This window comes from Arthrobacter woluwensis, assembly GCF_900105345.1.
Taxonomy (GTDB): Bacteria; Actinomycetota; Actinomycetes; order Actinomycetales; family Micrococcaceae; genus Arthrobacter_E; species Arthrobacter_E woluwensis.
In genome coordinates, this window is the sequence record NZ_FNSN01000003.1 from 3,076,271 (window position 1) to 3,102,621 (window position 26,351).

A 26,351-nucleotide genomic window follows, 5' to 3' on the forward strand; every position below is an offset into this window, starting at 1 on the left:
TCGGCTAGGCTCCGGTCATGGGGAACGACGACGGCGCGCCGCGCCCAGGGGACGATCGCGCGGAGGACTTCGCCCGGGCCATGCTGGGCTCGCCGCGCGGGCTCCGCCTCACCTTCACCTGCTTCCAGAACCACCTGGTGAAGCTCATGGACGGCGACTTCGATGGCCCGGTCGGGCAAGACCACGAAGCGTTTTTCAACGCCTGTCACGACGAGCACGTCGCCACCGAGCTGTCCCGCCGTGCACCAGGTGAGCGGGGCTGGCAGGGACTGCCGCGGCGTTTCGGACGAGGCGTACGCGAACCGGCCGAGCCCCAGATGCCGGACCCGCTCCCCTACGAGCAGCTCGCACAGCGCATCCGCTGCTACGACCCTTCGCCCGTGACCGGACCGGAACTCCTCGAAGCCCTGGAGGTCACAGTCGGCGAGGCCTCCTACTGGGGCGACGTCCACGGCGAGGAGATCCTGGCCGCGCAGGAGCCGATCCGCCGGGCGCTGTTCCCGTTCGCCCGGGAAGCCGCCCGCGCCATCCTCGCCTTCGGACTCGACGCGAGTCCCGTGGCGGACACCGCCTGGGTCGTGGAATTCGACAACAGCGCCGCGGGCCTCCCGTTCGGCGCCCCTCCCGCGCAGGACGACGCGGCTCAGGTGCTCGACCAGTGGTGGGACCGGACCACGGCCTGGGAAAGCAGTATGATTCTCGAGCTTCCGGCGGACCCCTCGACGCGCCATTCGGGCGAATGGTGGTCCACCCCGCCGTCGGAGCTCGCCCAGTCCTGCCCCGCCTGGCCGAGCTCCATGATCGATCCACACCACGGCGCCCACCCCGACGAACCGGTCGGACTGCGACTCGTGGAGGATCCGCACGGCTGGGAACGCGCCGTGGCGTACCGCCTCGAAAAGCCCCGCCCGCCGGAGGACCTGCGGCTCTTCATCATCGACAGCCCACAGGACTGGGCCTGGCTGTGCGCCCGGTTCCCGTTCGACGTGAGCGCCACCAAACGGCACGACTGGCACCGCGTCACGGGCGAGATCGAGCCGTGGCTGATCCCCGACTTCGACGCCATGGCGGCGGAGTTCGACGCCTTCCACCTCACCCTGCGCGGCTACCTCACCTCCGCGGGCGTCGCCATCCCGGTGCCTCGTCTCGTGGACCCCGGCGAGGGGCCGGAGGTGCTGGAGCAGGAACTGCCCGCCCGTCCGCCCGCGGGTCACTCGGTCATCGCGGGATGGGCGCCCTTGAGCACGTACTGGCTCGTGAACGCCCAGGCCGATCCGGGCTCCGCAACGCCCTGGGAAGGCGACGGTCAGCACGCGTGGTGGCCGGCGTCGTCGTCGGCAGACTGAGCCATGATGCGCGACGCCGACCGCGGCGTGCGCGGAAACATGTGAGGCCCCCGCCGAAGCGGGGGCCTCAGTCCGTCACGGGACAGGAATCAGGGGGCCGGCGGATTCTCGGCCGGCTTGGACACGGTCGGCTCGGCAGCGCCGTCCGCACCGGCTTCGATCGCGCGTTCCTTCTTCAGGCTCACGGGGCGCTCCGGGACGTCGTTCCGGCCGAGACGCTTGTGCCACCAGCGCAGGACATGATCGATCACGTATCCCAGCACGATCGCGAACGCCACGGCGATGCCGGCGCTGGCGAGGGGGTTGTGGTGGAGCCACGGGATGGAACTCGCCACCAGACCGATGATCAGTGAGTACGCCACCCAGGTGACGCAGGCGAAGGCATCGAGGAAGAAGAAGCGACGGTGCGGGAAGCCTGTGGTGCCGGCCACGTAGTTGACGGCCACGCGGCCCCAGGGGATGTAGCGTGCCGTGAAGATCAGGACCGCACCGCGCTTCTGCAGCTCGTAGTCGGCCCATTCGAAGACCTTCCGGACCTTCGGCCGCCGCATCCAGCGCCAGCGGTCCAGTCCGATCTTGCGGCCGAGCATGTACGCCATGTTGTCGCCGGCCATGGCGCCGACGAGCGCCGTCAGGCCGAGGATCCAGAGGTTCGGTTCACCGGCATGGCGGGAGTAGGCGGCCAGGGCCACGATGAGGGTCTCGCTCGGGACGACCATCGCGAAGCCGTCCACGAAGAAGAACACCAGGAGGACGGGATAGATCCACCACTGGCCAGCGGCATGGAGGATCGCCTGATCAATGAATTCCACGCGGGCCGTGTCTCCTGTTTGATTTTCGAAACAATGGGGAAAGTGTCCCACGGTGGCCGTGCCGTTCGCTACACGGCCACCGTGAAAGTCACACGTTAAACAGTAGGCCCGGCCTCCGCCCCGCGGCGTCAGCCCCTCGGCCGAAATGCGACAGCCCCGCTCTCATACCCAGGACGGAGACGATCCGTTCCCAGGAGGAGAGCGAGGCTGTGCTGTGCCGCCCGACGTCGGCTGCGCGTGAGGATCAGTCGGCCGCGATGCGGTCCAGGACCAGCCGGTTGCCGGCCCGCGAACCCTCCGGAGCGATCAGGGTGGCGCCCTCCAGCGCCTCCCTGGCCCGCCCGAAGCGCTCCGGGGTGTCTGTCAGGAGCGTCATGAGCGGCTCCCCCGCCCGGACCACCGCGCCGGGCTTGGCGTGCAGACGCACCCCGGCGCCGGCCTGGACCACGTCCTCCTTGCGGGCACGGCCCGCGCCGAGACGCCAGGCGGCCACGCCGACCTTCAGGGCGTCCAGTTCCACGAGCACACCGTCGGCCGGGGCCAGGATGGTCTCGCTCTCCTTCGCCACCGGGAGCGGCGCGTCCGGGTCGCCGCCCTGCGCCGAAATCATCCGGCGCCACACGTCCATCGCGCGGCCGTCACGCAGCGCTGCCGCGGGATCGGCGTCGCGCACTCCCGCGGCCTGCAGCATCTCCTCGGCGAGGCGGACCGTCAGCTCCACCACATCCTCGGGGCCGCCACCGGCCAGGACCTCCACGGACTCCTCGACCTCGATGGCGTTGCCCGCCGTGAGGCCGAGCGGGGTGGACATGTCGGTCAGAAGGGCCACGGTGTTCACCCCGGCGTCGTGGCCGAGGGCGACCATGGTGCGGGCCAGCTCACGGGCCTGCTCCTCGTCCTTCATGAAGGCGCCGCTGCCCACCTTGACGTCCAGCACCAGTGACCCGGTGCCTTCCGCGATCTTCTTGCTCATGATCGAGGACGCGATGAGCGGAATGGCCTCCACGGTGCCCGTGACGTCCCGGAGCGCGTAGAGCTTCTTGTCCGCCGGGGCCAGGCCCGAACCGGCCGCGCAGATGACCGCGCCGACATCCTGGAGCTGGGCGAGCATCTCCTCATTGCTGAGGTCCGCGCGCCAGCCCGGGATGGCCTCCAGCTTGTCCAGGGTGCCGCCCGTGTGGCCGAGGCCGCGGCCGGACAGCTGCGGCACCGCCACGCCGTACACCGCCACGAGCGGCGCCAGCGGGAGGGTGATCTTGTCCCCCACGCCGCCGGTGGAGTGCTTGTCCGTGGTGGGCATGGACCCCTGGGCGTTGACCGGGCCGCCCGTGCGTGGACGGAGGGAGGAGAAGTCCATCCGCTCTCCGGACGCGATCATCGCGGCCGTCCAGCGGGCGATCTCCTCGCGGCTCATGCCGTTGAGCAGGATGGCCATGTTGAGTGCGGCCATCTGCTCCTCGGCGACGACGCCGCGCGTGTACGCGTCGATCACCCAGTCGATCTGGCCGGGGCTGAGCACCCCGCGGTCGCGCTTGGTGCGGATCACGTCCACCGCGTCGAAAGCCTCAGTCATGCGTCCCCTCCTGGTGGTCCTGACCTTCCGGCGCCGCCGGACGGTCCTCCTCGAGGTGCTGCGGCCCGAACGCGTCCGGCAGCACCTCGTCCATGGTCTTGATCCCGTGGCTGGTCATGAGCACCATGTCCGGGGCCCGGAATTCGTAGAGCAGCTGACGGCAGCGGCCGCAGGGCATCAGCACGGAGCCGGCGCCGTCGACGCAGTAGAACGCGCGGATCAGACCGCCGCCGCCCATGCGGATCTGCCCCAGGAGGGTGCACTCCGCACACAGCGTCAGCCCGTAACTCGCGTTCTCCACGTTGCAGCCCGACACCACCCGGCCGTCGTCCAGAAGGGCCGCCGCACCCACGGGGTACCGCGAGTACGGCGCGTACGCCTTCTCCATGGCGACGACGGCGGCCTGCCGCAGTGCGTCCCAGTCCGGTGCCGCGGTGGCCGCGGCCGGCGTCGTGTCCCCCATGGCTATTCCTTCACATAGGGGACGCCGCTGGCCGCCGGCGGCCGCGAACGGCCGACCAGACCGGCCACCGCCAGGATCGTGACCAGGTACGGCAGCATGGCCATGAACTGGCTCGGCACCGGGGTGCCGATGATCGTGACGAGCGACTGCAGATTGTCCGCGAAGCCGAAGAGCAGCGCGGCCAGGAAGGCGCCGATCGGGTTCCAGCGGCCGAAGATGAGAGCCGCCAGGGCGATGAAGCCTCGGCCACCCGAGATCTCCTTGGTGAAGGAGTCCACGGCCACCAGGGTGAAGTAGGAACCGCCGATGCCGGCGATCGCGCCACCCAGGGTGACGTTCCAGAACCGCGTGGCGTTGACGTTGATGCCCAGGGTGTCGGCGGCCTGCGGGTGCTCACCCACGGCGCGGACCCGGAGGCCCCACTTGGTCTTGAACAGACCGATCCACACCACGAACACGGCCACGTACATGAGGTAGCCGATGATCGACTGCTTGAAGAGGATCGGGCCGATCAGCGGGATGCTGGACAGCACCGGGATGTCGATGACGGGCAGGTGCGCCGGCGAGTTCAGCTTCTCCGGGTCGGACTGCAGGAGCGTGGAGAAGAGGAATCCGGTCAGGCCGGAAACCAGCACGTTCAGCACGACGCCCACGATGATCTGGTTGACCAGGTAGCGGATGCTGAAGACGGCCAGGACCATCGAGACGAGCGCGCCGGCCACCGCGGCGGCCAGCAGACCGGCGAAGGCGTTGTGCGTCACGCTGCCCACGAGGGCCGCGGTGAACGCGCCGCCCAGGAGCTGCCCTTCGATGGCGATGTTCACGACGCCGACGCGTTCGCAGAGCACGCCGGAGAGGGAACCGAACACGAGCGGCACGGCGAGGGTCACCGAACCAGCCAGCAGGCCGGCCAGGGAGATCTCGTGCAGGCGTGCACCACCGACGACGGCGGTCAGGAACGCGATGACGAAGGCCGCCGCGAAGACGGCCACGGCCCAGATCGGCACCGTGCGGGCACGGTTCCGCAGCACGACCGACCATGCGGCGATGGCGATCATGACGACGCCCAGCACCAGGCCCGTGGCCTTCGCCGGGAGGGTCACGACGGGAAGCTGGAAGAAATCGCCGTCCTGGGAGATCCCGAATCCCGCGGTCGAGTCCGGTCCGAGGATGCCGCAGAACAGGAACGTGGCGACGGCCACGACGCCGAGCATGACGGGGATCTTCCAGCCGACGGGCTTCAGGCCGGCCTCCACCGGGGCGGGACTTGCAACTGCTGTGCTCATACGGCACCTCCGGTGAGCGGGACGGCCTTGGTGGCCTTCTTCTTACGGTTCATCCCGAAGACCGCCTTGACCAGCGGCGGGGCCGCGATGAACAACACGATGAGGGACTGGACGATCAGGACGATGTCGATGGGGGTTCCGGTCTGGATCTGCATCTGGACCGCACCGGCGCGGAACGCTCCGAAGAGCAGACCCGCCGCGAAGGTGCCCCACGGGGTGGAGCGGCCGAGCAGGGCCACCGTGATGGCGTCGAAGCCGTAGCTCGCGGCGACACCGTCGGTCAGGACCTTCTCGGTGCCCGCGACCTGCGCGACGCCGCCCAGGCCGGACAGCGCGCCGGCGAAGGCCATCACGAGAACGGTGGCGCGCGAGACGTTGACGCCCGCGGTCTGCGCGGCCTTCGGGTTGGCGCCCACGGCGCGGAACTCGAAGCCCCAGGTGGAGCGGTTCAGGAGCCACCACACGAACACCGTGGCGGCGATCGCCAGCAGGAAGCCCGCGTGCAGACGGTACTGGTCCCCCGCGATCAGCGGATAGACAGCGTTCGGGTCGAGGGCCGGGGAGATCGGGTTGGTCTCCCCCGGGCGCTGGAACTCCGGCGTGGTCAGCAGGTAACGCAGGAAGTACAGGGCCACGTAGTTGAACATGATGGTCAGGATGACCTCATGGGCGCCGGTGCGGGCCTTCAGGTAGCCCACCAGGCCACCCCAGACCGCGCCGCCCAGGACACCGGCGATGATCACCAGCAGCAGGTGCAGGAACGGCGGCAGGTGCCAGGCGAAACCGAGGTACGCGGCGAGCGTGCCGGAGACGATGATCTGACCCTGGGCGCCGATGTTGAACAGGCCCGCACGGAACGCGAGGGCCACGCCCAGCGCCGCCGTGATGAGCGGCGTCGCGATGGTCAGGGTCTCCATGAAGGGACCGAAGTGACCCAGCGGACCCGTGGCCTCCGGGGAGTATACGGCTCCCTGGAACAGTGCGACGTACGAGTTGGTGGCGGCCTTCCAGAGGGCGCTCAGGAAGTCCGTGGGTCGGGCGAACAGGTACCCCGCCGTGGTGGCGACGTCCTTGTCCGTGGCCGCGATGAGCAGACCGCCCAGCACCAGGGCCAGGAACACGGCCAGGAAGGAGACCATCGCGTTGCCCGTGAAGATCTTCTTCACGATCTCCTGACCGTCCAGCCGCGGCTGTTCTTGCTTACTCACCGGCTTCTCCTGCCTGATCCGTCTGAATGTCCCCGGCCTGATGGCGGCCGGGCTGATGCTGCGTGGCGGTACTGTGGGCGGCGTCCTCCGGCGAGAGGCCCGCCATCATGAGGCCGAGCACGTCACGGGGCGTGTCCGAGGGGACGATGCCCACCACCTTGCCCTTGTAGAGGACGGCGATCCGGTCCGCGAGCTCCACCACCTCGTCGAGTTCCGTGGACACGATCATCACGGGGATGCCCTTGTCCCGCTCCGACACGATCCGGCGGTGCAGGAACTCGATGGACCCCACGTCCACACCACGGGTGGGCTGGGACGCGATGAAGAGGCGCAGAGGCCGGGACAGCTCCCGGGCCATGACCACCTTCTGCTGGTTGCCGCCCGAGAGGGAACCGACCGCCGTCGCACCGGACGGCGTGCGGATGTCGAACTCGTCGATCTTCGCGGTGGCGTTGGCGGCCACCTTGCCCGGATCCATGGCGACGCCACGGGCGAAGGGCGCCTGGTCGTACAGGTCCAGCACGAGGTTCTCCGCGACGGAGAACGGGCCGACCAGGCCGTCCTCCTTCCGGTCCTCGGGCACGAAGCCCACGCCGGCGTGCAGGACTTCCTTGACGCTCCGGCCCAGAAGCTCCTTGCCGTCCAGCGTGATCGACCCGGCCACGTGCTCCTGAAGACCCAGGATGGCCTCGGTCAGTTCGGTCTGGCCGTTGCCCTGCACGCCCGCGACGGCGAGGATCTCCCCTTCGGCGATGTCAAGGTCGATGCCGTCCACCACCCGCTGGCCGTTCGGGGCCAGGACGGTCAGATCGCGGATCGAGAACGTGGTCTTGCCGGGCTTCGCGGGTTCCTTGTTCAAAGTCAGGCTGACGGGGCGGCCCACCATGAGGGCGGCGAGTTCCGTGGTGGACGCGCTCGGATCGGCATTGCCCACCACCTTGCCGCGACGGATCACGGTGATGGTGTCGGAGACGGCCCGCACCTCGCGGAGCTTGTGGGAGATGAACAGGATGGAGGTCCCGGACGCCTTGAGCTGACGCATGATGTCCAGGAGCTCGTCGGTCTCCTGCGGGGTCAGCACGGCGGTGGGCTCATCCAGGATGAGGACCTTCGCCTCGCGCACCAGGGCCTTGATGATCTCGACACGTTGCTGCACGCCGACGGGGAGGTCCTCCACCAGGGCGTCGGGGTCGACGTTGAAGCCGTACTGGTCGGAGATCTCGCGGATCCGGGTCCTGGTGGACTCCAGATCCAGGAAGCCGCCGGCCTTGGTGGTCTCGCCACCGAGGGCGACGTTCTCGGCGACGGTGAACACGGGGACCAGCATGAAGTGCTGGTGCACCATGCCGATGCCCGCCGCCATCGCATCGCCCGGGCCGCGGAAGCTCATGGGCTTCCCGTCCACCACGATCTCGCCTTCGGTGGGTTCATAGAGGCCGTAGAGGACGTTCATGAGAGTCGACTTCCCCGCGCCGTTCTCACCGAGGAGGCAGTGGATCTGCCCCGGCTCAACCACCACATAGATATGATCGTTGGCCACGAAAGTGCCGAAGGTCTTGGTGATCCCCCGAAGCTCAAGTTTCACGCTGTTGTTTCCGTTCCATCAGATGATGCCCTGTGCGGTCGTCCCATTGCATCGAATACCCAGCAGGCTATCCCAGCACCGGGTCCGCGGTGCAGGTCTTCACTCACGCAAAGCGCCGCCGCCCCCGGCCCGGCGGAATCCACCGGGCGACGGGGGCGGCGGCACTCACGCCGGAAGCCCTACTGCTTGGGGCTGGCCTTGGACTCGACCTTGATCTTGCCGTCGACGATGTCCTTCTTCAGGGCATCCAGCTCGCTCTGGAGATCGGCCGGGACGGCCGAGGCGAGGTCGTGGAACGGCGCCACGTCGACGCCGCCGTTGGCGAGGGTGCCGACGTACGGCTTGGCTGTGAACTTGCCGTCCTTGTCGTCCTTGATCACGGTCTCGACGGCCTCGTCCATCTTCTTGATGACGGAGGTCAGCATGAGGCCCTTGTACTCGGGGGCGGTCAGGTAACCGTCCGAGTCGACCCAGACGAGCTTGACGTCCTTGCCACCGGACTTGGCGTCCTTCAGCGCGCTGGCAGCGCCCTTGCCCACCGGACCGGCGACGGGCATGATGATGTCCGCGCCGCCGTCGAGCAGGGACTTGGTGACCTGCTTGCCCTTGTCCTGCTTCTCGAAGTCACCGGTGAAGGTGCCGTCCTGCTTGTCCTTGTCCCAGCCGAGGACCTGGACGTTCTTGCCCTTCTTCTCGTTGAAGTACTTCACGCCGTCCGCGAAGCCGTCCATGAAGATGGTGACGGTGGGGATCTTGATGCCGCCGAAGGTGCCGACCTTGCCGGTCTTGGTGGTGGCGGCAGCGGCATAACCGGCCAGGAACGCGGCCTGGGCCGTGTCGTAGATGATCGGCTTCACGTTGGCGATTTCCTTGTCGTACGCGAAGTCGATGATGGTGAAGTGCTTGCTCGGGTTGGCCGTGGCCAGCGACTTGGTGGCGTCACCCAGGAGGAAGCCGACCGTGACGGTCAGGTTGCAGCCGGCGTTGACCATGCCCCGGAGATTCGGTTCGAAGTCGTTGTTGGACTTGGACTCGACCTCCTTGGTCTTGATGTTCAGGTCCTTCTCGGACTTCTTCAGACCTTCGTACGAGGACTGGTTGAAGGACTGGTCATCGAAACCGCCGGAGTCGGAGACGATGCACGCCTTGTAGTCGCTGCTGCCGGCTGCGGAGCCGGACTTCTGCTCCGGGGCTGCGCCACAGGCGGAGAGCAGCAGGGCTGCGGCGCTCATGCCCGCTACGCCGACCAGCGAACCGCGCTTGGCTGCGCCGAGGGCGCGCGCCTGCTTGGAAATCTTCAAGGATCCTCCAGAAAACTCGAAATGCCCAAGCATCCATGGCCCGGGCGGTGATGAAGGCAACATTACTCAGTGATCCACGCCGCCCGCTACCACGGACGGCTGGATATGCACTGATCGTTGAATATTTGTTACCTATGGGTAGGCCTAGGCCTCGTCGAGATCCCTGATGGTGCGCAGTGCGGCCCCGGCCAGGACCCTGATCCCGTAGCCGAGCGCACGTTCGTCGAGGATGTAGTCGCCGCGGTGCAGATCGTACTCCTCGCCGCCGGGGGTGCGGGTGCCGAGACGCATCATCGCGCCCGGGACGTCCGCCAGGAACCAGGCGAAGTCCTCGCCGCCCATGGACTGCGGAGTGAGCACGACGGCGTTCTCGCCCAGTTCGGCGCGGGCCGCGGCCTCGATCAGGGCGGTCTCGTGCTCCGAGTTCACCACCGGCGGGACCCCCCGGGTGTGTTCCAGATGGACATCCACCCCGTACGGAGCGGCGACCTGCTGCACCACGGCGTCCAGGAGCTCGCCGGCGCCGTGCCACGCATCGCGGTCCAGACAGCGCATCGTGCCCGCCATGTACCCGTTCGCCGGGATCGCGTTGGGAGCGGAGCCCGCACTGATCTGGCCCCACACCACGGAGACGGCGCTGCGCACGTCGATGCGGCGGGAGAGCACGGCCGGGACGTTCACGGCGATCTGGGCGAGCGCGAACACGAGGTCTTCGGTCAGATGCGGCCGCGAGGTGTGGCCGCCGCGCCCGGTCAGCTCGATCTTGATGGTGTCCGACGCCGAGGTGATCGCCCCGATGCGCGTGCCGATGTGCCCGACGTCGATCTTGGGATCACAGTGCAGCGCCATGATGCGCGGCACCCCGTCCAGGACCCCCTGGGCGATACAGGACAGCGCCCCGCCGGGCATGGTCTCCTCGGCCGGCTGGAAGATGATCCGGACGGATCCGCCCAGCGGCTCCGACTGGTGCATCGCGTGCAGGACGAGCGCGACGCCGAGCATCGTGGTGGTGTGCACATCGTGCCCGCAGGCGTGCGTCACGCCGTGATTGGTGCTCGCGAACGGAAGGCCCGTCTCCTCGATGATCGGCAGGGCGTCGATGTCCCCGCGGAGCGCGGTGGCGATGGGCCCCTCCCCCACGTCCACCACGACGCCGGTGCCCTCGAGGCGCCGCGGAGCCAGTCCGGCGGCCTCCAGACGGGCCACGAGACGGTCCGTGGTGCGGAACTCCTTGAAGGAGAGTTCAGGGTGCGCGTGCAGGTCCCGGCGGAACTCGATCAGCTCCGGCAGGAGCGGTTCCAGCCAGGGTCCGGCAAGCTGCGGCGGGTTCGATTCGCTGGAGTAGTTGCGCACCCTGACACTTTAGAGCGGGCGTGCGGAAAAACCTCAAAAGGTCACGCGGGGTTACAGAACGTCCGTGTCGCCGCTGGCCTTGAAGGCGTCCACGGCGCTCTTCACGCGCTGTGCGTGCTCCGTGGTGGTCACCAGCAGGGCGTCCGGGGTGTCCACGATCACGACGTCCTTGATGCCGATGAGCGCGATCACCCGTTTGGTGTCCGCCACGACGACGCCGCTCGCGTCCTCCGTGAAGACGCGGGGGTCGTCCCCCAGCACGGTGACGTCGTCGACCTCACGCGCGCTGTTGAGGCGGCCGATCGCCGCGAAGTCCCCGACGTCGTCCCAGCCGAACTCCCCGGGCACGACGGCGACGTCACCGGCAGCGGCGGCGGGCTCGGCCACGGCGTAGTCGATGGCGATCTTCGGCAGGGTCGGCCAGATGCGGGCCGTGACCGCGTCACGGTCCGGGGTGTCCCAGGCGCGCGCGATCTCCAGGAGACCGGCGTGCAGCTCGGGCTGGTTGATCTCGAGGTGCTTGAGCATGAGGGCGACCGGAGCGACGAACATGCCGGCGTTCCAGACGTAGTCGCCGCTGGCGAGGTACTGGCGGGCCACGGTCTCATTGGGCTTCTCCACGAACTCCACCACGGCGTGGGCGTTCGGGGCCTCCTCCACCTTCAGGAGTTCGCCGACCCGGATGTAGCCGAAGCCCGTCGACGGGTGCGTCGGCTTGATGCCGATCGTCACGATCTTGCCGGTGGCCGCGGTGTGGATCGCTTCGCGGACGGCGGCCTGGAAGACGTGGGTGGGGCTGATGACCTGGTCGGCGGCGAAGGAGCCCATGATGGTCTCGGGATCGCGCTCGTGCAGGATGGCGGCGGCGAGTCCGATCGCGGCGGCGGAGTCCTTGGGCTCGCTCTCGAGCACCAGGTCCCGGTCGGAGAGCTCCGGCAGCTGACGGCAGACGGCGGCGCGGTGCGCCTGCCCGGTGACCACCAGGACGCGGCCTTCCGCCAGCGGCTCCAGCCGGTCGTACGTCGCCCGGATGAGGGTGCTGCCGGAACCGGTCAGATCATGCAGGAACTTGGGAGCGGCCGCCCGGGAGAGAGGCCACAGCCGGGTACCTACGCCGCCGGCAGGGATGACCGCGAAGAAGCGGGACATCGCGTGGCTGCGGGCGTCCACATTGTCGTTACTCACCCCCACATGGTAGGCGACGGACCCCCTCATGAGGGCGCAGGCCCACCCGGGCGCACCGGTCGTTTGTGGCATTAATCTCACGTGCAGTCGCATTTGCCCGAATTCCGCACTCGCATTATTGGGGCAAGGCAAAGCTAAATTGAATAAGCTGTGAGCGAAGCCTAGATTTGGCTTGGGCCATCAGGCTCACACAGCATGCGTTCCCCCGCATGGACTACATGCCAGCGCTGCCGTGTTCCAGGGAGGTTTATTCAGTGCCGACGAAACCAGCTGGCACCTTGTACCGCGGCCGGGAAGGCATGTGGTCTTGGGTTGGGCACCGCATCACCGGTGTTGTGATCTTCTTCTTCTTGTTGGTGCACGTCCTGGACACGTCGTTGGTCCGCGTGTCCCCGGAGGTCTACACCAGCGTCATCGGGGCGTATAAGAACCCCCTCATGGCCGTGGGCGAGACCGGCCTGGTGGCCGCGATCCTGTTCCACGCCTTCAATGGCCTGCGTGTCATCGCGATCGATTTCTGGAAGAAGGGCGCCAAGTACCAGCGCCAGATGCTCTGGGCCGTGCTCATCATCTGGGTCGTGGTCTTCGCAGCCTTCGCCATCCGTCACCTCAGCCTGGCACTGGGAGGTCACTAAGCCATGAGCACGATTCAGGCTCCTCGCAGCGGCAACAGCCGCATCGCCCCGCAGTACCGCCGCACGTCCGGCTCCAAGGGCAATTTCGAGATGTTCGCATGGCTCTTCATGCGCCTCTCCGGTGTCGTCCTGGTGGTGCTGATCTTCGGCCACCTCTTCGTCAACCTCATGGTCGGTCAGGGCATCCACGCCATCGACTTCGGCTTCGTGGCCGGCAAGTGGGCCGACCCGTTCTGGCAGTTCTGGGATCTGGCCATGCTGTGGCTGGCCTTCCTGCACGGCAGCAACGGCGTCCGCACCATCATCAACGACTACGCCGAGAAGGACAGCACCCGCCGCGTCCTGAAGACGCTGCTCTACGTCGCGTCCGCCGTCGTCGTGGTCCTGGGCACGCTGGTGATCTTCACCTTCGATCCGTGCCCGGTGCTCAACGGCCAGCTCATGGACGGCGCGCCGTCCTTCTGCCCGGCCCCGTAGCGTCCAGGCCGTTCGCGGCCTGAGCAGAAGATTTTCCTGGAAGAGAGAAGGCATCTGAGAATGCAGGTCCACAAGTACGATGTTGTGATCATCGGCGCCGGTGGCGCCGGAATGCGCGCAGCGATCGAAGCTGGCCAGCGTGCCCGCACGGCCGTGCTGACCAAGCTCTACCCCACCCGCTCCCACACGGGCGCCGCTCAGGGCGGCATGTGCGCGGCACTCGCCAATGTCGAAGAGGACAACTGGGAGTGGCACACGTTCGACACCGTCAAGGGCGGTGACTACCTGGTGGACCAGGACGCCGCCGAGGTCATGGCGAAGGAAGCCATCGACGCCGTGCTGGACCTGGAGAAGATGGGCCTGCCGTTCAACCGCACGCCCGAAGGCCGCATCGACCAGCGCCGCTTCGGCGGTCACACCCGCGACCACGGCAAGGCGCCTGTCCGCCGTGCCTGTTACGCCGCGGACCGCACGGGTCACATGATCCTTCAGACGCTCTACCAGAACTGCGTCAAGCACAACGTGGAGTTCTACAACGAGTACTACGTCCTCGACCTCCTGACGGTCGAAGAGGACGCGGTCCGTGAGGACGGCACCCCGTACAAGCAGAAGCGCGTCGCCGGCGTGGTCTCCTACGACCTCGCCACCGGCGAACTGCACGTCTTCCAGGCCAAGAGCGTGGTATTCGCCTCCGGCGGCGCCGGCAAGGTCTTCAAGACCACGTCGAACGCCCACACCCTCACCGGTGACGGCATGGGCATCGCCTTCCGCCGTGGCATCCCGCTGGAGGACATGGAGTTCTTCCAGTTCCACCCGACCGGCCTGGCCGGCCTCGGCATCCTGCTCTCCGAAGCGGCCCGCGGAGAAGGCGCCATCCTGCGCAACTCCGAGGGTGAGCGCTTCATGGAGCGTTACGCCCCCACCATCAAGGACCTGGCGCCCCGCGACATCGTGGCCCGCTCCATGGCCAACGAGGTCCGTGAAGGCCGTGGCTGCGGCCCGAACAAGGACTACGTGCTGCTCGACCTGACGCACCTGGAGCCGGCTCACATCGACGCCAAGCTCCCGGACATCACCGAGTTCGCCCGCACCTACCTCGGCGTGGAGCCCTACACCGAGCCCGTGCCGGTGTTCCCGACGGCGCACTACGCCATGGGCGGCATCCCCACCAACATCGCCACCGAGGTCCTCCAGGACAACGACACGGTGATCCCGGGTCTGTTCGCCGCCGGCGAGGTGGCCTGCGTGTCCGTGCACGGTTCCAACCGTCTCGGCACCAACTCCCTCCTGGACATCAACGTCTTCGGCAAGCGCGCCGGCGTCGCCGCCGCGGAGTACGCCAAGGGCGCCGACTACGTGGAGCTTCCCGAGGACCCCGAGGCGTTCACCCTCGGCCTGCTGGACTCCGTCCGCAACGCCAACGGCACCGAGCGCGTCGCCGCGATCCGCAAGGAACTCCAGGACACCATGGACGCGAACATGCAGGTGTTCCGTTCCGCGGAGACCCTGAACCAGGTGCTCCAGGACATCGCCTCCTTTGAGGAGCGGTACAAGAACATCTCCATCCAGGACAAGGGCAAGCGCTTCAACCTGGATCTCCTCGAGGCCGTCGAGCTCGGCTTCCTGCTGGAACTCGCCAAGGTCATGACCGTGGCGGCTCTGCACCGTGAGGAATCCCGCGGCGGCCACTACCGCGAGGACTTCCCCGACCGCGACGACGCCAAGTTCATGAAGCACTCCATGGCTTATAAGGACTCCGAGTCGTCCGCCGAACACGTCGCCGGCATCCGTCTGGACACCAAGCCGGTGATCTTCACCCGTTACGAGCCGATGGAGCGTAAGTACTGATGACTGCCGCAACCGCTGAACCCGCATCCAAGGTGGAGCTGCCGGCGAGTGCCGGAGGCGGCGGGGAGATCCCGTCCTTCGACATCACGCTGCGCGTCCGTCGTTACAACCCGGAGGTCTCGGAAGAGGCCTACTGGGATGACTTCACGCTCACCATGTACGGCACCGATCGTGTCCTGGACGCCCTGCACAAGGTCAAGTGGGACCACGACGGCTCGCTCTCGTTCCGCCGGTCCTGCGCCCACGGTGTGTGCGGCTCCGATGCCATGCGCATCAACGGCCGCAACCGTCTGGCCTGCAAGACCCTGCTGAAGGACCTGGACACGTCCAAGCCCATCACCGTGGAGCCGATCAAGGGCCTCCCGGTGGAGAAGGACCTGATCGTGGACATGGAACCGTTCTTCCAGTCCTACCGCGAGGTCATGCCGTTCCTCATCCCGGGCGGCCACGAGCCGACCAAGGAACGCCTGCAGTCCCCCGAGGACCGTCAGCGCTTCGATGACACCACCAAGTGCATCCTCTGCGCCGCCTGCACCTCGAGCTGCCCGGTGTTCTGGACCGACGGCCAGTACTTCGGCCCGGCCGCGATCGTGAACGCGCACCGCTTCATCTTCGATTCCCGTGATGACGCCGGTGACATGCGCCTCGAGATCCTCAACGACAAGGAAGGCGTGTGGCGCTGCCGCACCACCTTCAACTGCTCCGAGGCCTGCCCGCGTGGCATCCAGATCACGCAGGCGATCGCCGAGGTCAAGCAGGCGATCCTCACGCGCAACATCTGATCTCAGCGTCAGCCGACGACGACGGCGCCGCCCACCTCACGGTGAGCGGCGCCGTTCGCGTTTCCGGCCGGCGTCGTGCGCGCCGGGCCGTGTTCGCCCCGCCTGTTCCGGGCCGGCCGGCATGACGCCGCCGTGCTTCACATCCGGCACGGATGACCCCGGACCGGTACGCTTCTGAGGGCTACGACAGACGAAAGGCGGCCCGATGCCCACCACCCTCAAGGTCAGCTTCGACGGCAGCACGGGCGCACGCCTGGCCGGCATCCTGGACGTCCCGGACGGAGCGGTCCGCGGCTGGGGCCTCTTCTCCCACGGACTGACGCTCGGCAAGGACAGCCCGTCCGCCTCGCGGATCTGCAAGGGCCTCGCCGAACAGGGCGTGGGGATGCTGCGCTTCGACAATCTCGGGCTGGGCGACTCCGCCGGGGACTGGTCGGACGGCTCCTTCAGCGTCAAGGTGGCCGACACGGTCAAGGCGGCGGAGTTCCTGCGCAGCGAGGGCAAGCAGGCCAGTCTCCTGGTGGGCCACTCCTTCGGCGGGGCGGCAGTGCTCGCCGCGGCGTCCTCGCTCCCCGAGGTGGCCGCCGTAGCAACCGTCGCGGCGCCATATGAACCCCGGCACGTGGAGCACATGTTCGATGCCGAGGTGGACACCATCCTCTCCACCGGGAGCGCCGAGGTGGACCTGGGCGGCCGCCGTCGTGAGGTCCGTCGGCACTTCGTGGAGGACGTCCAGCAGGCCGATCTGCGGGAGTGCATCCGCGGCCTGCACCGGCCTCTCATGGTGCTCCACTCCCCCACCGACAACACCGTGGGCATCGACAACGCCAGTGCTATCTTCCAGACGGCCCGGCACCCTCGGAGCTTCGTCTCCCTGGAGGGCACGGAGCACCTCCTGACAGGCAAGGGCCAGGCGGCGCGCGTGGCCCGCATCATCTCCGCGTGGGCGGAGCAGTACCTGACCGTCTGAGGACGGCGGGGGCACTGACCACGACGGCGAAGCCGTCCGCCCACGGGCGCTCAGGCTGCGTCGGAGCCCGCGGGGGACGCCGCGTCGACGTCCGCCGCACGCACGGTGGACCACGACGTGCACAGCAGCAGGACCATGCTGAGCAGGTTCAGCCACACCAGGACACCCACGACGATGCCGAACGACGCCATGACGGGGTTCTTCGTCGCCATGCCGAGCAGTTCGCTGCTCAGGGCCTGCATGATCGTCAGGATGACGGCGCAGATCACGACGCCCTCGAGGAACGGGCGGCGCGGGAATTTCAGCCGTGCTCCCACCCGCATGAGGAGTGCCGCGGTGCAGCCGTTCAGGATCAGGCCCGCCGCGATCGCCAGGAACGGGATCCGCACGACCTGTTCGAAAGGTGTGCCGGCCAGCAGGTGGCCCAGCAGATCACTGGAGAACAGGGTGATGCCGACGCTGAGGATGAGGGCCAGCGCCATCAGCAGCAACGTGGCCAGGTCGAGGAGCCGGGCGACGACGACGTTCTCCTTGAGGGGCGGCTGCACGGCCACCTGACGCATGCCCTCGCGGGTGCCGCCGATCCAGCCCAGTGAGCTGAACAGCGCCACCACGAGGGACAGGGCCACGGTCCAGCTCAGGCCGCCGGGGTCGAGGAATTTGTCGGGGTCGATGAGCCCTGGGCCGTCACCGCGTTTGATGACGCCGGGCAGGGCCTTGGACGCGGCGGTCAGGATGCTGTCGCGGAACTCCGGGTGCCCGTTGAGCACGAGGCCGCCGATGCCGAAACCCGCCACGGTCAGCGCGCCGATCGAGAAGAACATCCGGAAGGCCACCCCGCCCGCAACGAGTGAGCCGTTGCGGGCCTGGAAGTTACCCCAGACCCTCAGGGGAAGCCAGGTGGCACTCAGGGCCGCCAGCCAGGCGAAGAAGGCCCCGAGGAAGGCGGGGGTCCGCTGACCCTGGCCGAATCCGCGCCAGAGGGCGTCCCGCCGTCGTCGTTCCTCACGGCGGAGGCCCGCCCGGTCGAGGGGCGAGACCTCCTCCCCCGCCGGATCCTCCGGCAAGGGTTCTGTGCTGTTCTCGGGCGCCTCAGCGCTGTTTCGGTGTCCCGCCAAGAGGAACTTCCTCCCGTAGTTTCCAGAATCCGTTGGCCACGTGCTCGTACACACCGATGCGGTCCACCGTGATGGTGGCCGCGTAGGAGGCCAGGGCCTCCTCGGCGTCGGTCAGACTGCTCTCCCCTACATCATGGGCCACGGTGACGTGCGGGTGATAGGGGAAGGCCGGTTCACGGTCCAGCGGCCCGGCCTGCAGGGCCTCGTGCAGCTGCACGCAGTCCTCGAATCCCTCCACCACGTTCAGGTACACCACGGGCGAGACGGGACGGAACGATCCCGTGCCGTTCAGGGTGATGGTGAACGGGTCCGTGTCAGTGGCGACCGAGCGGACGTGCTCCAGTGCGCTGGGCCAGTCGGCGGCCGGGGTGGTCGTCACGAGCGTGATGTGCGCGGGGACGTGGGAGGCCATGGGATCGCCGAAGGAGGCTCGCCAGACCTGGAGTTCGGACGCGATGTCCTCCGGGAACCCGATGATCACGCCGACGCAGGGCTGCGTCTCCTCAGCAGGGTCGGGACCCTGCTGAGTGACGGCGCCCCCGGCGTTCGGCTCCTGGCACATGGGTTCAGTCTGCCTGTCCTGCAGGAGCCAGGAAACCCACCTTCTCGTAGACGTCCGCGAGCACCGGCGCGGCGACGGCGCGGGCCTTCTCCGCGCCACGCGCCAGCAGACGGTCGAGTTCGGCCGGGTCCTCCAGCAGTTCCAGCGTGCGGGCCCGGATCGGCTCCAGCCGCTCGACGACGGCGTCCGCGACGGCGACCTTGAGGTGGCCGTACATCTTGCCCTGGAACTCCTCGACGAGGGTGTCCACCGGGGTGTCGCTCACGGTGGAGAGGATCTCGAGCAGATTGCTGACGCCCGGCTTCTCCTGGCGGTCGAACGAGATCTCGGTACCCGCGTCCGTCACGGCGGACTTGATGCGCTTGGCGATCACCTTCGGCTCATCCAGGATGTTGATGAGGCCGTTGGGGCTCGACGCGGACTTCGACATCTTGGACGTGGGCGCCTGCAGATCGTAGATCCGGGCGCCGTCCTTGCGGATCAGGGCCTTGGGCAGGCGGAACGTCTCGCCGAACCGGTGGTTGAAGCGCTGGGCCAGGTCGCGGGCCAGCTCCACGTGCTGCTTCTGGTCGTCCCCGACCGGCACGGCGTCCGGCAGGTAGAGCAGGATGTCCGCGGCCATGAGCATGGGGTACGTGAACAGGCCCACGCCCGCCGAGTCCAGACCGCCCTTGGCCGACTTGTCCTTGAACTGGGTCATCCGGGAGGCCTCGCCGAAACCGGTGATGCACATCATGACCCAGGCCAGCTGCGCATGCTCGGGCACGTGGGACTGGACGAACAGCGTGGACTTCTCGACGTCGATGCCGCCGGCGATGTACTGCGCAGCCGTCCGCCGGGTGCGCTCGGCCAGCTCCGCGGGGTCCTGGGGCACGGTGATCGCGTGCATGTCCGGGATGAAGTAGAAGGAGTCGTAGTCCTCCTGGGCCTTGACCCAGTTGACCAGGGCGCCCAGGTAGTTGCCCAGGTGCAGCGAATCCGCGGACGGCTGCATCCCGGAGAGGACGCGGGGCCTGCGGTCGGCGTGCAGGGTGAGGAATTCTTCTTCGGTGATGGTGTTGTGGCTCATGGTGTCCTTGGGAACGCGCGGGTCACCCCGGCGCGCTGCCTCTCAGAGGCTGTAGTCGACCACCAGGGGTGCGTGGTCGGAGAAACGGGTGTCGTAGCTGGCTGCGCGGTCCACCACGGCCTGCCGCGCACGGGCGGCGAGGGCGGGGGTGGCCATGTGGTAGTCGATACGCCAACCCGTGTCGTTGTCGAACGCCTGGCCCCGCTGGGACCACCAGGTGTACGGGCCGTCCACCGGTCCGGCCAGTTCGCGGGCCACGTCCTTGAACCCGATCTCCTCACCGAAGAACCGGTCGAAGTAGGCGCGCTCCTCCGGCAGGAAGCCCGCGCGCTTGGTGTTGCCGCGCCAGTTCTTGATGTCCAGCTCGGTGTGGCCGACGTTGAGGTCGCCCGTGATCAGCACGTGGTCGCTCTCGGCGGCCAGGGCCGGCAGGCGGGTGATCATGGTGTCGAGGAAGCGGTACTTGTCGACCTGCTTGGGGGTGTCGACCTCACCGGAGTGCACATAGGCGCTCACGACCGTGAGCTTCTCGCCGTTGGGGAGCCCGAAGTCGGCTTCCACCCAGCGGCCCGTGGTGGCGAAGTAGTCGTCGCCGATGCCGACGCGGGTGGCCAGAGGCTTCTCGCGGGAGACCAGCGCGACGCCGGCACGGCCCTTGGCTTCCGCCTCGGCGTGGAGGATGTGCCAGCCTTCGCCGATCAGGTCGAAGACCACATCGTCAGGGGCGCGGACCTCCTGGAGCGTGAGGATGTCCACGTCCCGGCCGGCCAGCCACTCGGCCATACCCTTGCGGTAGGCGGCCCGGATGCCGTTGACGTTGACGGTCGCAATGCGCAGATAGTCCTTCTCAGCCACGTTCACCCTCGTAACTCTAGTCGATGACGGTGCCGGTCACGGGCGCTTCCGTGGCCCCGCCGGACTTGATCATGTCGCGTGCATTGGTGGCCGTGATGGTGATGGTCTCGAGGGCGCGGGTGACCATGTCCTGGTCCCCTGCGGCGCCCTTCGCGAGCTCCTCCTCGATCACGCGGGCCTGCACCTGGACGATCTTGAACGAGTGGTCCAGCTTCATATCCCGCATGCGCGTGGACTCGCCGTCCTGCGCCACCAGGCGGGTCCCCTCGGACGACGACGACGGCGCCCGGCCGGCCGCCGCGTTGAAGGCGTTGCTCGCTTCATTCAGCTTGGCCGCGGCCCGCTTGGTCGCACGCTGGATGCTGAACACGACGAACGCCGCGAGGAGCAGCCACCCGAGCGAGATGACGGCGACGAACCAGCCCACCACGCTGTTCTGGTTCGCGGCGAAGATCACGGCCACGAGGAAGGCGAGGACCAGGACGGACATGCCCAGGCCGCCGATCCTGAAGGTGCTGGCCTTGGCCGCGCTGAAGCGCGTGCCGGCGCCGGACTGGGTGTCTTCGGGTCCAAGAGATCGCATGCTTCCATTCTCTCTCAATCGCGGACCGCACCCGTCCATGTTCCCGACGGGCGAACGGGCAGGGGCGGGAGTGGTGGTGAGGCGGCCGGGTTGGGCGGGGTGTGGGAGCGGGGTGAGTGCGGGGCGGGGGTCGCGGCGGCGAACTCGCACTGAACGGGCTGACCTCGCGCTCCCCGGCCCCCTCGGCCGACCGACCTCGCTACCTCACGCTCGCCACCGTCCTGAACTCGCTACGAACCGACCGATCTCGCTACCAACCGGCCGATCTCGCGCTCCATGGCCCCTTCGGCCGACCGAACTCGCTACGAACCGGCTGATCTCGCCATCCCCGGCCCCCTCGGCCGACCGAACTCGCTACGAACCGGCTGACCTCGCTACTCCGAGTAGCGAGATCGGTCGGTTCGTAGCGAGCTCAGCGAAGGGCAGGTCCGAGCCCGGGTGAGGGAGCCCAGGCCCATTGGTGGCCTCGACCCGGCTGAGTCCGCTGGTGAGGAGGTGAATCCGCTACATCTGAGAGCGGATTCACCCCCTCACCAGCGGACTCAGCAGACGGTGGCTCCTGATACCCGACCGGATCAGGAGTTCGCGCGGAGGACCTCGAGGCGCTGGCGGTACTCGGTCTCGTCGATCTCGCCTCGGGCATAGCGTTCCCGCAGGACCGACTCCGCACCCATCCGCCCGGCCTGTCCGGCCCAGTGACGCCGACGACGGGCGAAGACGAACAGTCCGACGAAGAGCAGGATGAACCAGAAGAGCGGGAAGATGAGGAACCAGGGAAAGAATCCCCCGGCCCACATGCCATGGGCGGCGATGGCCGGGGCTGCCAGAAGTGCTGTGGTGACCATGATGGAACCTTTCGTGGGGCCGTCCTCGACGGCTGTGACAGGCCGGTCTTCCGGCCTGATTCCATCTTTCGCCGGTCGCTGTTCGGAGGCGTCTGCCGTGGGGAATCACTTCGCGAGAGCCCGTACTCCCCGGGGAGTACGCGCCCGGAGCACGCCGGTCGTTGGCGGCAACAGAGCGCCGCCGCATGGGAGGGCCGCCGGGTCACAAGGTCCCAAGGTCTCAAGGCCGCAAGGCCGCCAGATCGCCGGGTCGCCGTGTCACAGAGTCACAGAGTCACAGAGTCACAGGGTCACAGGGTCACAGGGTCACAGGACCATCAACGCAGCGTCACCGCGGCTCGGTCCCGCATGGAGCGAAGCCACAACCCCACTGGACCGCGCCGACACCGGACCAGGAGGCCTACCGTGCCACGGGGTCAGGACCACACAGGTCACCGGGGATCACAGCTTCATCAACGCAGCGCCACCGCGTGACGGAAATCCGGCTTCAGAGGAACTCCTCGACGCCGGGGCCGAGCGTCACGGTATCCCCACGCCACCGCGGGCAACACCGCGTCACGGCGTCCATCCCGGCCTGACCAGCCCGGATTCGTAGGCAGCGACCACCAGCTGCGCCCGGTCGCGGCACCCCAGCTTGGCCATGATCCGGGAGACGTGGGTCTTGGCCGTGAGGGGCGTGATGTACAGACGCTCGGCGATCTCGGCGTTGTTGAGACCTTCGCCCACCAAGGCCAGGACTTCACGCTCGCGTTCGGTGATCTCCGCCAGGCTCCGGGGCGCGGCAGAACCGCCCTGGCCTTTGAGGTAGTCCAGGACCCGTCGGGTGACCGGGGCCGACAGGAGGGCGTCGCCGTCGTGGACCGCGCCGATGGCCCGCAACAGCTCCGCCGGTTCGGTGTCCTTGACGAGGAATCCTGCGGCCCCGGCCCTGATGGCCTCCACGATGTACTCGTCCAGCCCGAAGGTGGTGAGGATGATGATCCGCGGCAAAAACCCCTGGCGGGCGATGTCCCGGGTGGCCTCCAAGCCGTCGCCGTCGGGCATGCGGATGTCCATCAGCATCACGTCCGGCCGGGCCCTCCGCGCGAGCGCCACGGCCTCCCTGCCGGTGGCAGCCTCCCCCACGATCACGAGGCCGTCCTCCGCGTCGATCAGCGCGCGGAAGCCGGCCCTGATCAGACCCTGGTCGTCCGCGAGCGCCACCCGGATGGGACCGCCTGTTCCTGATTCACTGACCATCACGGTGCGACCTCGATCCCTGGGGTTCCTGCTGCGCCGTCCACCCTCCGTGGCACACCGACCTCGAGACGGAACCATCCATCACCCGCACTCGCCGTCACCCTTCCGCCGCACGCGGCCACGCGCTCACGCATCCCGACGAGACCGTGCCCCTCATGGACCGGGACTGTCAGGTCTTCCACGGGGTTGCTGAGCCTGAACCACAGCTCGGTATGGCTGACGCCGCACGCCAGGACCGCCTCCGGCGCCGCCGCGTGGCGGCGGACGTTGCTGAGACCCTCCTGCACCGCGCGGAACAGCGCATCCTGAGCCGCCGGATCCACGGCGGGGCTCCCGGACCGCCAGGCGCTCAGACCGCTCGGCGGTTCGATTTCCACCCTCACGCCGACGGCCCGCGCCTCCTCCACCAGGGCCTCCACCTCGGTCAGGGTCCTGTGCCGGACCGGCGGGGTGCGGGATGCCGCGGGCACAGAGTGAATCCCGCCATCGGCCGGCGCCTCCTCCCGCAGGACATCCAGCAGGTCCCGCACCTCGGCCAGCGAGTCCTTGCTCGCGTCCTTGATGTTCCGCAGCGCCTCGGCAAGCCGCGCCGGATCCTTCTCCCCCAGATGCAGTGCGACGGAAGCCTGCACGTTGATCAGGGACAGGGAGTGCCCGACCACGTCATGAATGTCGCGCGCCAGGGCCAGACGGTATTCGTCCCGCTCCGCCTGCGCCCGGGCCGCCCGCTGCTCCCTCAGCTCCGTCAGCCTCGACCGACGACGCCGACCTGCTTCCCCCAGGAGGACGAGGACCGCCAGCCACGCGGTCGCCGCCGCCAGGGCAGGCGTGGCAGCCCAGGGCGCGCCGGCCGCCCACGGCGGGGTCCACAACGCCCCACGGAGAGGAACCCAGCCGGTTTCCTGAAGAACCGCCAGGAGTCCAACCAGGCCCACCACGGCCCAGGACTGCCATCGCCTGCCCCGGAGCGAAGCGTTGAACAAGGCCACCGCGAAAGCCACGAAGACCGGCCCCCAGGGCAAGGAGAGCAGGAGGTACCAGCCGGCGAGCAGCACCTGGAAGGCCAGCACGAGCGCCGGCCGACGACGCATGAACAGCAGCGCGGCAGGACCTGCGAGTAGGAACAGCATCGTCACCGGCGGCAGATCCAGACCGCGCCAGTGAGCCATGGCCACGGTGCCGAAGACCTGGATCACCGCCACGGCACACGGAATGCCGAACTGGATGATCCGGCGTCGGCGGGCACTGTTCATGATCCCGAGCCTAAACGTCGCGGCAGCCGGCCGCGTCCCCCAGGTGGAGTATGTGGAAAAGCGCCGCCCTGGCCGTCACGGCTGTGGTTTGCTCGCCTTGCCGTCGAGCCACAACTCCGTGGACGCGTCGGCATGAGTTCCCCCGCTGCCCACATGTTTGTCGCTGATCGTGGGTCCGTTCTTGAGGACGTGGACCAGCGCCATGCCGTGCCCGCGCCCCAGACCGTACTCGTCCTTGAGCCATTCGAGGATCGTGCCTGCTTTCACCCCCGCTTCGCCGAAGCCCTTGGCCTCGGCCTCCTCCACCAGCTGCCGCGGGGTCTTGCCGGTCTTGTCCTCGATCGCATCGAGGTATGCCTGAAATGACATGTCGTGTCCTTCGTCGTCGTGTTGTCGTGTCGTCGTCTGTCGTGTCGTGCTCACCGGCAGGCCACGCCCGGCCCGCCCACGCCCAGCCAGGGCGTGCCAGCCGTGACGGGTCAGCCGTCCTGGTCGCGGAACTCCTGGATGATCCGCGGCGAATCGTGCAGGCAGACCATCAGCAGCGGCTCCTGGCCGTGGTTCGTGAAGCCGTGCCAGCGACCTGCCGGGACGATCACCGTGGCTCCGGCGCCGACCGGGCGGTCGCCGTCGTCGAGCCGGAACGTGGCCTCGCCTTCGAGCACCAGCCAGGTCTCCGCGTAGGGGTGCCGGTGCACGGCCGGACCCTTCCCCGGCGGGGTCCGGACCAGGAAGTAGGAGAGCCCTACGCCGAAATCCCCGCCTTCGAACCGTTCCGCCGTCCCGCCCGGCAGGGCCAGGCTGCCGGGCTCCAGCAGCACCATGCTCTCCGCGTCCACCTTCATCTGTTCCTCCTCGGGGACCGCCGTCCGGCGGTGTGCCTTCACTCTCGCCCAGTGATCGCGGGGCCGCTAATCTTTCGATATGGATCGAAACATCGTGGCCTTCCACCTCGGGATTGAGGACGTGGCGTCACTGCGATTCGGCATCTCGCCAGGGCACGAACTCGCCGCCGCCATCCGGCTGCTGCAGACGGCCCAGTCCCGGCCGCTGCACTGGGGCTGGCTCCGGGAGGCACGGTCATCCGTGCCGCACGAGGCGTTCGGCCTGCTGTCGCTCCTCATCGCGCCGCAGGGGTATTTCCCGGACTTCCTCACCGGCCCGCCAGGCCCCGACCTCACTCCGTCCGAGGAACTCGCCATGCTCCGGTCCACTCCCCCGGACGTCGCAGCGCATCAGCTGCGCAAAGTCCTGCGTCTCGCGGAAGGGGCCCGGCACGCCGCAGTGGAACGGATGGCGGAGCGCCCCGCTCTCGCGCTGAGACGCATCGCGGAGGCCTGGTCCGCAATGTGGGACGCGCTGCTGGAGCCGCAATGGCCGCAGATCCGGCGACTCCTGCTCGCCGACATCTCCCACCGGACCGGCGTCATGGCCGGGCATGGCGCCGGCGCGATGGTCGGCGGCCTGCACGACCGCGTGTCCTGGCGGCCCGGCGAGGTCCGCGTGCGGATGAACGCGTGGCAGGAGGAGGTCGACTGCCGCGGGCACGGGCTACTGCTCGTACCGTCGGTGCTGTCGAGCCCGTGGTGTTCGGTCCTCACGGAGGCTCCCGTCCAGCCCACCGTCTTCTACCCGGTCCTCGGCCTCTCACCTGAGTGGCATCGGTCCGGCGCCCCCTCCGACGGCCGGGCGCTCGCCCGCCTGCTCGGCGCGGGAAGGGCCGCGGTCCTCAGCGTCCTCGACGGCGCACGGAACACCAGCGATGTAGCACGCCTGTGCGGAATAGCTCCCTCGACGGCGGTCCACCACCTCACAGCCCTGCGCGACGCCGGGCTGCTGAGCAGCACTCGACGGGGCGCCGCCGTCGAACACCGGCGGACCGCCCTGGGCGACGCGCTGCTCTTCACGGCCGATTCCGCGGGACCCGCCGGACCCGACCCGGCACCGAAGGGGTGATGAGCCGCCCACCGGACCACGACGGAGCCGGGAAGCACGACGGCGCC

The 26,351-nt window shown here is 68.3% G+C and carries 26 protein-coding genes; 7 read left to right on the plus strand and 19 right to left on the minus strand.

Translation table 11 applies throughout. The annotated features are described in order from the left end of the window. The first annotated feature begins 17 nt into the window (after positions 1–17). Positions 18–1,346 carry a hypothetical protein gene (locus tag BLV63_RS14570; protein ID WP_139244706.1) on the plus strand — a complete coding sequence of 443 codons (1,329 nt, stop codon included), beginning with the start codon at positions 18–20 and terminating at the stop codon, positions 1,344–1,346. 89 nt (positions 1,347–1,435) lie between these two features. On the opposite strand, the gene BLV63_RS14575 is transcribed toward BLV63_RS14570, so the two are convergent. The 9 genes from BLV63_RS14575 to BLV63_RS14615 all read right to left on the minus strand — a co-directional run bounded on the left by BLV63_RS14575 (position 1,436) and on the right by BLV63_RS14615 (position 12,076). Continuing rightward, positions 1,436–2,158: a DedA family protein gene (locus BLV63_RS14575; RefSeq protein WP_066214483.1), complete on the minus strand. Its 723-nt coding sequence runs from the start codon at positions 2,156–2,158 to the stop codon at positions 1,436–1,438. A gap of 244 nt (positions 2,159–2,402) precedes the next feature. Next, on the minus strand, positions 2,403–3,731 hold the full coding sequence (locus BLV63_RS14580) for a thymidine phosphorylase (RefSeq protein ID WP_066214481.1): 1,329 nt from the start codon (positions 3,729–3,731) through the stop codon (positions 2,403–2,405). Continuing rightward, positions 3,724–4,194, minus strand: a complete 471-nt coding sequence (locus BLV63_RS14585; RefSeq protein WP_066214479.1) for a cytidine deaminase — start codon at positions 4,192–4,194, stop codon at positions 3,724–3,726. The genes BLV63_RS14580 and BLV63_RS14585 overlap by 8 nt, the downstream gene beginning before the upstream one ends. A 2-nt stretch (positions 4,195–4,196) precedes the next feature. Beyond that, positions 4,197–5,480 carry an ABC transporter permease gene (locus BLV63_RS14590; protein ID WP_066214475.1) on the minus strand — a complete coding sequence of 428 codons (1,284 nt, stop codon included), beginning with the start codon at positions 5,478–5,480 and terminating at the stop codon, positions 4,197–4,199. Next, entirely contained in the window at positions 5,477–6,688 is a 1,212-nt protein-coding gene (locus BLV63_RS14595; protein WP_244907060.1) for an ABC transporter permease, read from the minus strand. The genes BLV63_RS14590 and BLV63_RS14595 overlap by 4 nt, the downstream gene beginning before the upstream one ends. Then, the gene (locus tag BLV63_RS14600) at positions 6,681–8,273 is read right to left on the minus strand and encodes an ABC transporter ATP-binding protein (RefSeq protein ID WP_066214473.1); all 1,593 of its coding nucleotides are present in this window, start codon (positions 8,271–8,273) and stop codon (positions 6,681–6,683) included. The genes BLV63_RS14595 and BLV63_RS14600 overlap by 8 nt, the downstream gene beginning before the upstream one ends. A gap of 179 nt (positions 8,274–8,452) precedes the next feature. Beyond that, entirely contained in the window at positions 8,453–9,574 is a 1,122-nt protein-coding gene (locus BLV63_RS14605; protein ID WP_437438219.1) for a BMP family lipoprotein, read from the minus strand. A 144-nt stretch (positions 9,575–9,718) separates the two neighbouring features. Beyond that, entirely contained in the window at positions 9,719–10,927 is a 1,209-nt protein-coding gene (locus BLV63_RS14610; RefSeq protein WP_066214470.1) for an amidohydrolase, read from the minus strand. 51 nt (positions 10,928–10,978) lie between these two features. After that, on the minus strand, positions 10,979–12,076 hold the full coding sequence (locus tag BLV63_RS14615) for a mannose-1-phosphate guanylyltransferase (RefSeq protein WP_139244766.1): 1,098 nt from the start codon (positions 12,074–12,076) through the stop codon (positions 10,979–10,981). A 290-nt stretch (positions 12,077–12,366) separates the two neighbouring features. Between BLV63_RS14615 and sdhC the strand changes: the two genes are divergently transcribed. The 5 genes from sdhC to BLV63_RS14640 all read left to right on the plus strand — a co-directional run bounded on the left by sdhC (position 12,367) and on the right by BLV63_RS14640 (position 16,824). Next, positions 12,367–12,747: a succinate dehydrogenase, cytochrome b556 subunit gene (sdhC, locus tag BLV63_RS14620; protein WP_082724158.1), complete on the plus strand. Its 381-nt coding sequence runs from the start codon at positions 12,367–12,369 to the stop codon at positions 12,745–12,747. A gap of 3 nt (positions 12,748–12,750) precedes the next feature. After that, positions 12,751–13,224 (plus strand): succinate dehydrogenase hydrophobic membrane anchor subunit, encoded by a 474-nt coding sequence (locus tag BLV63_RS14625; protein ID WP_066214463.1) that lies wholly within the window; start codon positions 12,751–12,753, stop codon positions 13,222–13,224. A 60-nt stretch (positions 13,225–13,284) separates the two neighbouring features. After that, the gene (sdhA, locus tag BLV63_RS14630; RefSeq protein ID WP_066214461.1) at positions 13,285–15,072 is read left to right on the plus strand and encodes a succinate dehydrogenase flavoprotein subunit; all 1,788 of its coding nucleotides are present in this window, start codon (positions 13,285–13,287) and stop codon (positions 15,070–15,072) included. After that, a complete protein-coding gene (locus BLV63_RS14635) occupies positions 15,072–15,854 on the plus strand; it encodes a succinate dehydrogenase iron-sulfur subunit (protein WP_066214459.1) in 783 nt (260 codons plus the stop codon). The genes sdhA and BLV63_RS14635 overlap by 1 nt, the downstream gene beginning before the upstream one ends. Positions 15,855–16,059: 205 nt before the next feature. Further along, positions 16,060–16,824: an alpha/beta hydrolase family protein gene (locus BLV63_RS14640; protein WP_066214458.1), complete on the plus strand. Its 765-nt coding sequence runs from the start codon at positions 16,060–16,062 to the stop codon at positions 16,822–16,824. Positions 16,825–16,874: 50 nt separating this feature from the next. Here the strand turns inward: BLV63_RS14640 and BLV63_RS14645 are convergent, their stop codons facing one another. The 10 genes from BLV63_RS14645 to BLV63_RS14690 form a co-directional block, all read right to left on the minus strand. Then, on the minus strand, positions 16,875–17,942 hold the full coding sequence (locus tag BLV63_RS14645; protein WP_139244707.1) for a YhjD/YihY/BrkB family envelope integrity protein: 1,068 nt from the start codon (positions 17,940–17,942) through the stop codon (positions 16,875–16,877). After that, on the minus strand, positions 17,917–18,504 hold the full coding sequence (locus BLV63_RS14650; protein WP_066214454.1) for a 2'-5' RNA ligase family protein: 588 nt from the start codon (positions 18,502–18,504) through the stop codon (positions 17,917–17,919). The genes BLV63_RS14645 and BLV63_RS14650 overlap by 26 nt, the downstream gene beginning before the upstream one ends. Before the next feature lie 4 nt (positions 18,505–18,508). Next, entirely contained in the window at positions 18,509–19,573 is a 1,065-nt protein-coding gene (gene trpS, locus BLV63_RS14655; RefSeq protein ID WP_066214453.1) for a tryptophan--tRNA ligase, read from the minus strand. Positions 19,574–19,615: 42 nt separating this feature from the next. Further along, entirely contained in the window at positions 19,616–20,428 is an 813-nt protein-coding gene (locus BLV63_RS14660) for an exodeoxyribonuclease III (protein WP_370959980.1), read from the minus strand. A gap of 16 nt (positions 20,429–20,444) precedes the next feature. After that, positions 20,445–21,011, minus strand: a complete 567-nt coding sequence (locus tag BLV63_RS14665; protein WP_066214449.1) for a hypothetical protein — start codon at positions 21,009–21,011, stop codon at positions 20,445–20,447. A gap of 575 nt (positions 21,012–21,586) precedes the next feature. Next, a complete protein-coding gene (locus tag BLV63_RS14670) occupies positions 21,587–21,856 on the minus strand; it encodes an SHOCT domain-containing protein (RefSeq protein ID WP_066214446.1) in 270 nt (89 codons plus the stop codon). A gap of 555 nt (positions 21,857–22,411) precedes the next feature. Continuing rightward, positions 22,412–23,095 (minus strand): response regulator, encoded by a 684-nt coding sequence (locus tag BLV63_RS14675; protein ID WP_066214444.1) that lies wholly within the window; start codon positions 23,093–23,095, stop codon positions 22,412–22,414. After that, on the minus strand, positions 23,095–24,348 hold the full coding sequence (locus BLV63_RS14680) for a sensor histidine kinase (RefSeq protein ID WP_066214442.1): 1,254 nt from the start codon (positions 24,346–24,348) through the stop codon (positions 23,095–23,097). Before BLV63_RS14680 ends, BLV63_RS14675 begins: the two co-directional genes overlap by 1 nt. 75 nt (positions 24,349–24,423) lie before the next feature. Further along, on the minus strand, positions 24,424–24,717 hold the full coding sequence (locus BLV63_RS14685; RefSeq protein ID WP_066214440.1) for a DUF4287 domain-containing protein: 294 nt from the start codon (positions 24,715–24,717) through the stop codon (positions 24,424–24,426). A 110-nt stretch (positions 24,718–24,827) separates the two neighbouring features. Continuing rightward, positions 24,828–25,193, minus strand: coding sequence for a cupin domain-containing protein (locus BLV63_RS14690; protein ID WP_066214438.1), 366 nt, complete (start codon positions 25,191–25,193; stop codon positions 24,828–24,830). Between the two features lie 79 nt (positions 25,194–25,272). On the opposite strand from BLV63_RS14690, the gene BLV63_RS14695 reads away from it, so the two are divergent. Next, on the plus strand, positions 25,273–26,304 hold the full coding sequence (locus BLV63_RS14695; RefSeq protein ID WP_066214436.1) for an ArsR/SmtB family transcription factor: 1,032 nt from the start codon (positions 25,273–25,275) through the stop codon (positions 26,302–26,304). The last annotated feature ends 47 nt before the right edge of the window (positions 26,305–26,351 follow it).

Coding starts and splice junctions, on each gene's coding strand:
- sdhA (WP_066214461.1), top strand. CDS start 13,285: ATGCAGGTCCACAAGTACGATGTTGTGATCATCGGCGCCGGTGGCGCC.
- BLV63_RS14615 (WP_139244766.1), bottom strand. CDS start 12,076: ATGTCCCGCTTCTTCGCGGTCATCCCTGCCGGCGGCGTAGGTACCCGG.
- BLV63_RS14570 (WP_139244706.1), top strand. CDS start 18: ATGGGGAACGACGACGGCGCGCCGCGCCCAGGGGACGATCGCGCGGAG.
- BLV63_RS14695 (WP_066214436.1), top strand. CDS start 25,273: ATGGATCGAAACATCGTGGCCTTCCACCTCGGGATTGAGGACGTGGCG.
- BLV63_RS14590 (WP_066214475.1), bottom strand. CDS start 5,480: ATGAGCACAGCAGTTGCAAGTCCCGCCCCGGTGGAGGCCGGCCTGAAG.
- trpS (WP_066214453.1), bottom strand. CDS start 19,573: ATGAGCCACAACACCATCACCGAAGAAGAATTCCTCACCCTGCACGCC.
- BLV63_RS14585 (WP_066214479.1), bottom strand. CDS start 4,194: ATGGGGGACACGACGCCGGCCGCGGCCACCGCGGCACCGGACTGGGAC.
- BLV63_RS14690 (WP_066214438.1), bottom strand. CDS start 25,193: ATGAAGGTGGACGCGGAGAGCATGGTGCTGCTGGAGCCCGGCAGCCTG.
- BLV63_RS14680 (WP_066214442.1), bottom strand. CDS start 24,348: ATGAACAGTGCCCGCCGACGCCGGATCATCCAGTTCGGCATTCCGTGT.
- BLV63_RS14675 (WP_066214444.1), bottom strand. CDS start 23,095: ATGGTCAGTGAATCAGGAACAGGCGGTCCCATCCGGGTGGCGCTCGCG.
- BLV63_RS14650 (WP_066214454.1), bottom strand. CDS start 18,504: ATGTGCCAGGAGCCGAACGCCGGGGGCGCCGTCACTCAGCAGGGTCCC.
- BLV63_RS14635 (WP_066214459.1), top strand. CDS start 15,072: ATGACTGCCGCAACCGCTGAACCCGCATCCAAGGTGGAGCTGCCGGCG.
- BLV63_RS14625 (WP_066214463.1), top strand. CDS start 12,751: ATGAGCACGATTCAGGCTCCTCGCAGCGGCAACAGCCGCATCGCCCCG.
- BLV63_RS14670 (WP_066214446.1), bottom strand. CDS start 21,856: ATGGTCACCACAGCACTTCTGGCAGCCCCGGCCATCGCCGCCCATGGC.
- BLV63_RS14665 (WP_066214449.1), bottom strand. CDS start 21,011: ATGCGATCTCTTGGACCCGAAGACACCCAGTCCGGCGCCGGCACGCGC.
- BLV63_RS14685 (WP_066214440.1), bottom strand. CDS start 24,717: ATGTCATTTCAGGCATACCTCGATGCGATCGAGGACAAGACCGGCAAG.
- BLV63_RS14640 (WP_066214458.1), top strand. CDS start 16,060: ATGCCCACCACCCTCAAGGTCAGCTTCGACGGCAGCACGGGCGCACGC.
- BLV63_RS14580 (WP_066214481.1), bottom strand. CDS start 3,731: ATGACTGAGGCTTTCGACGCGGTGGACGTGATCCGCACCAAGCGCGAC.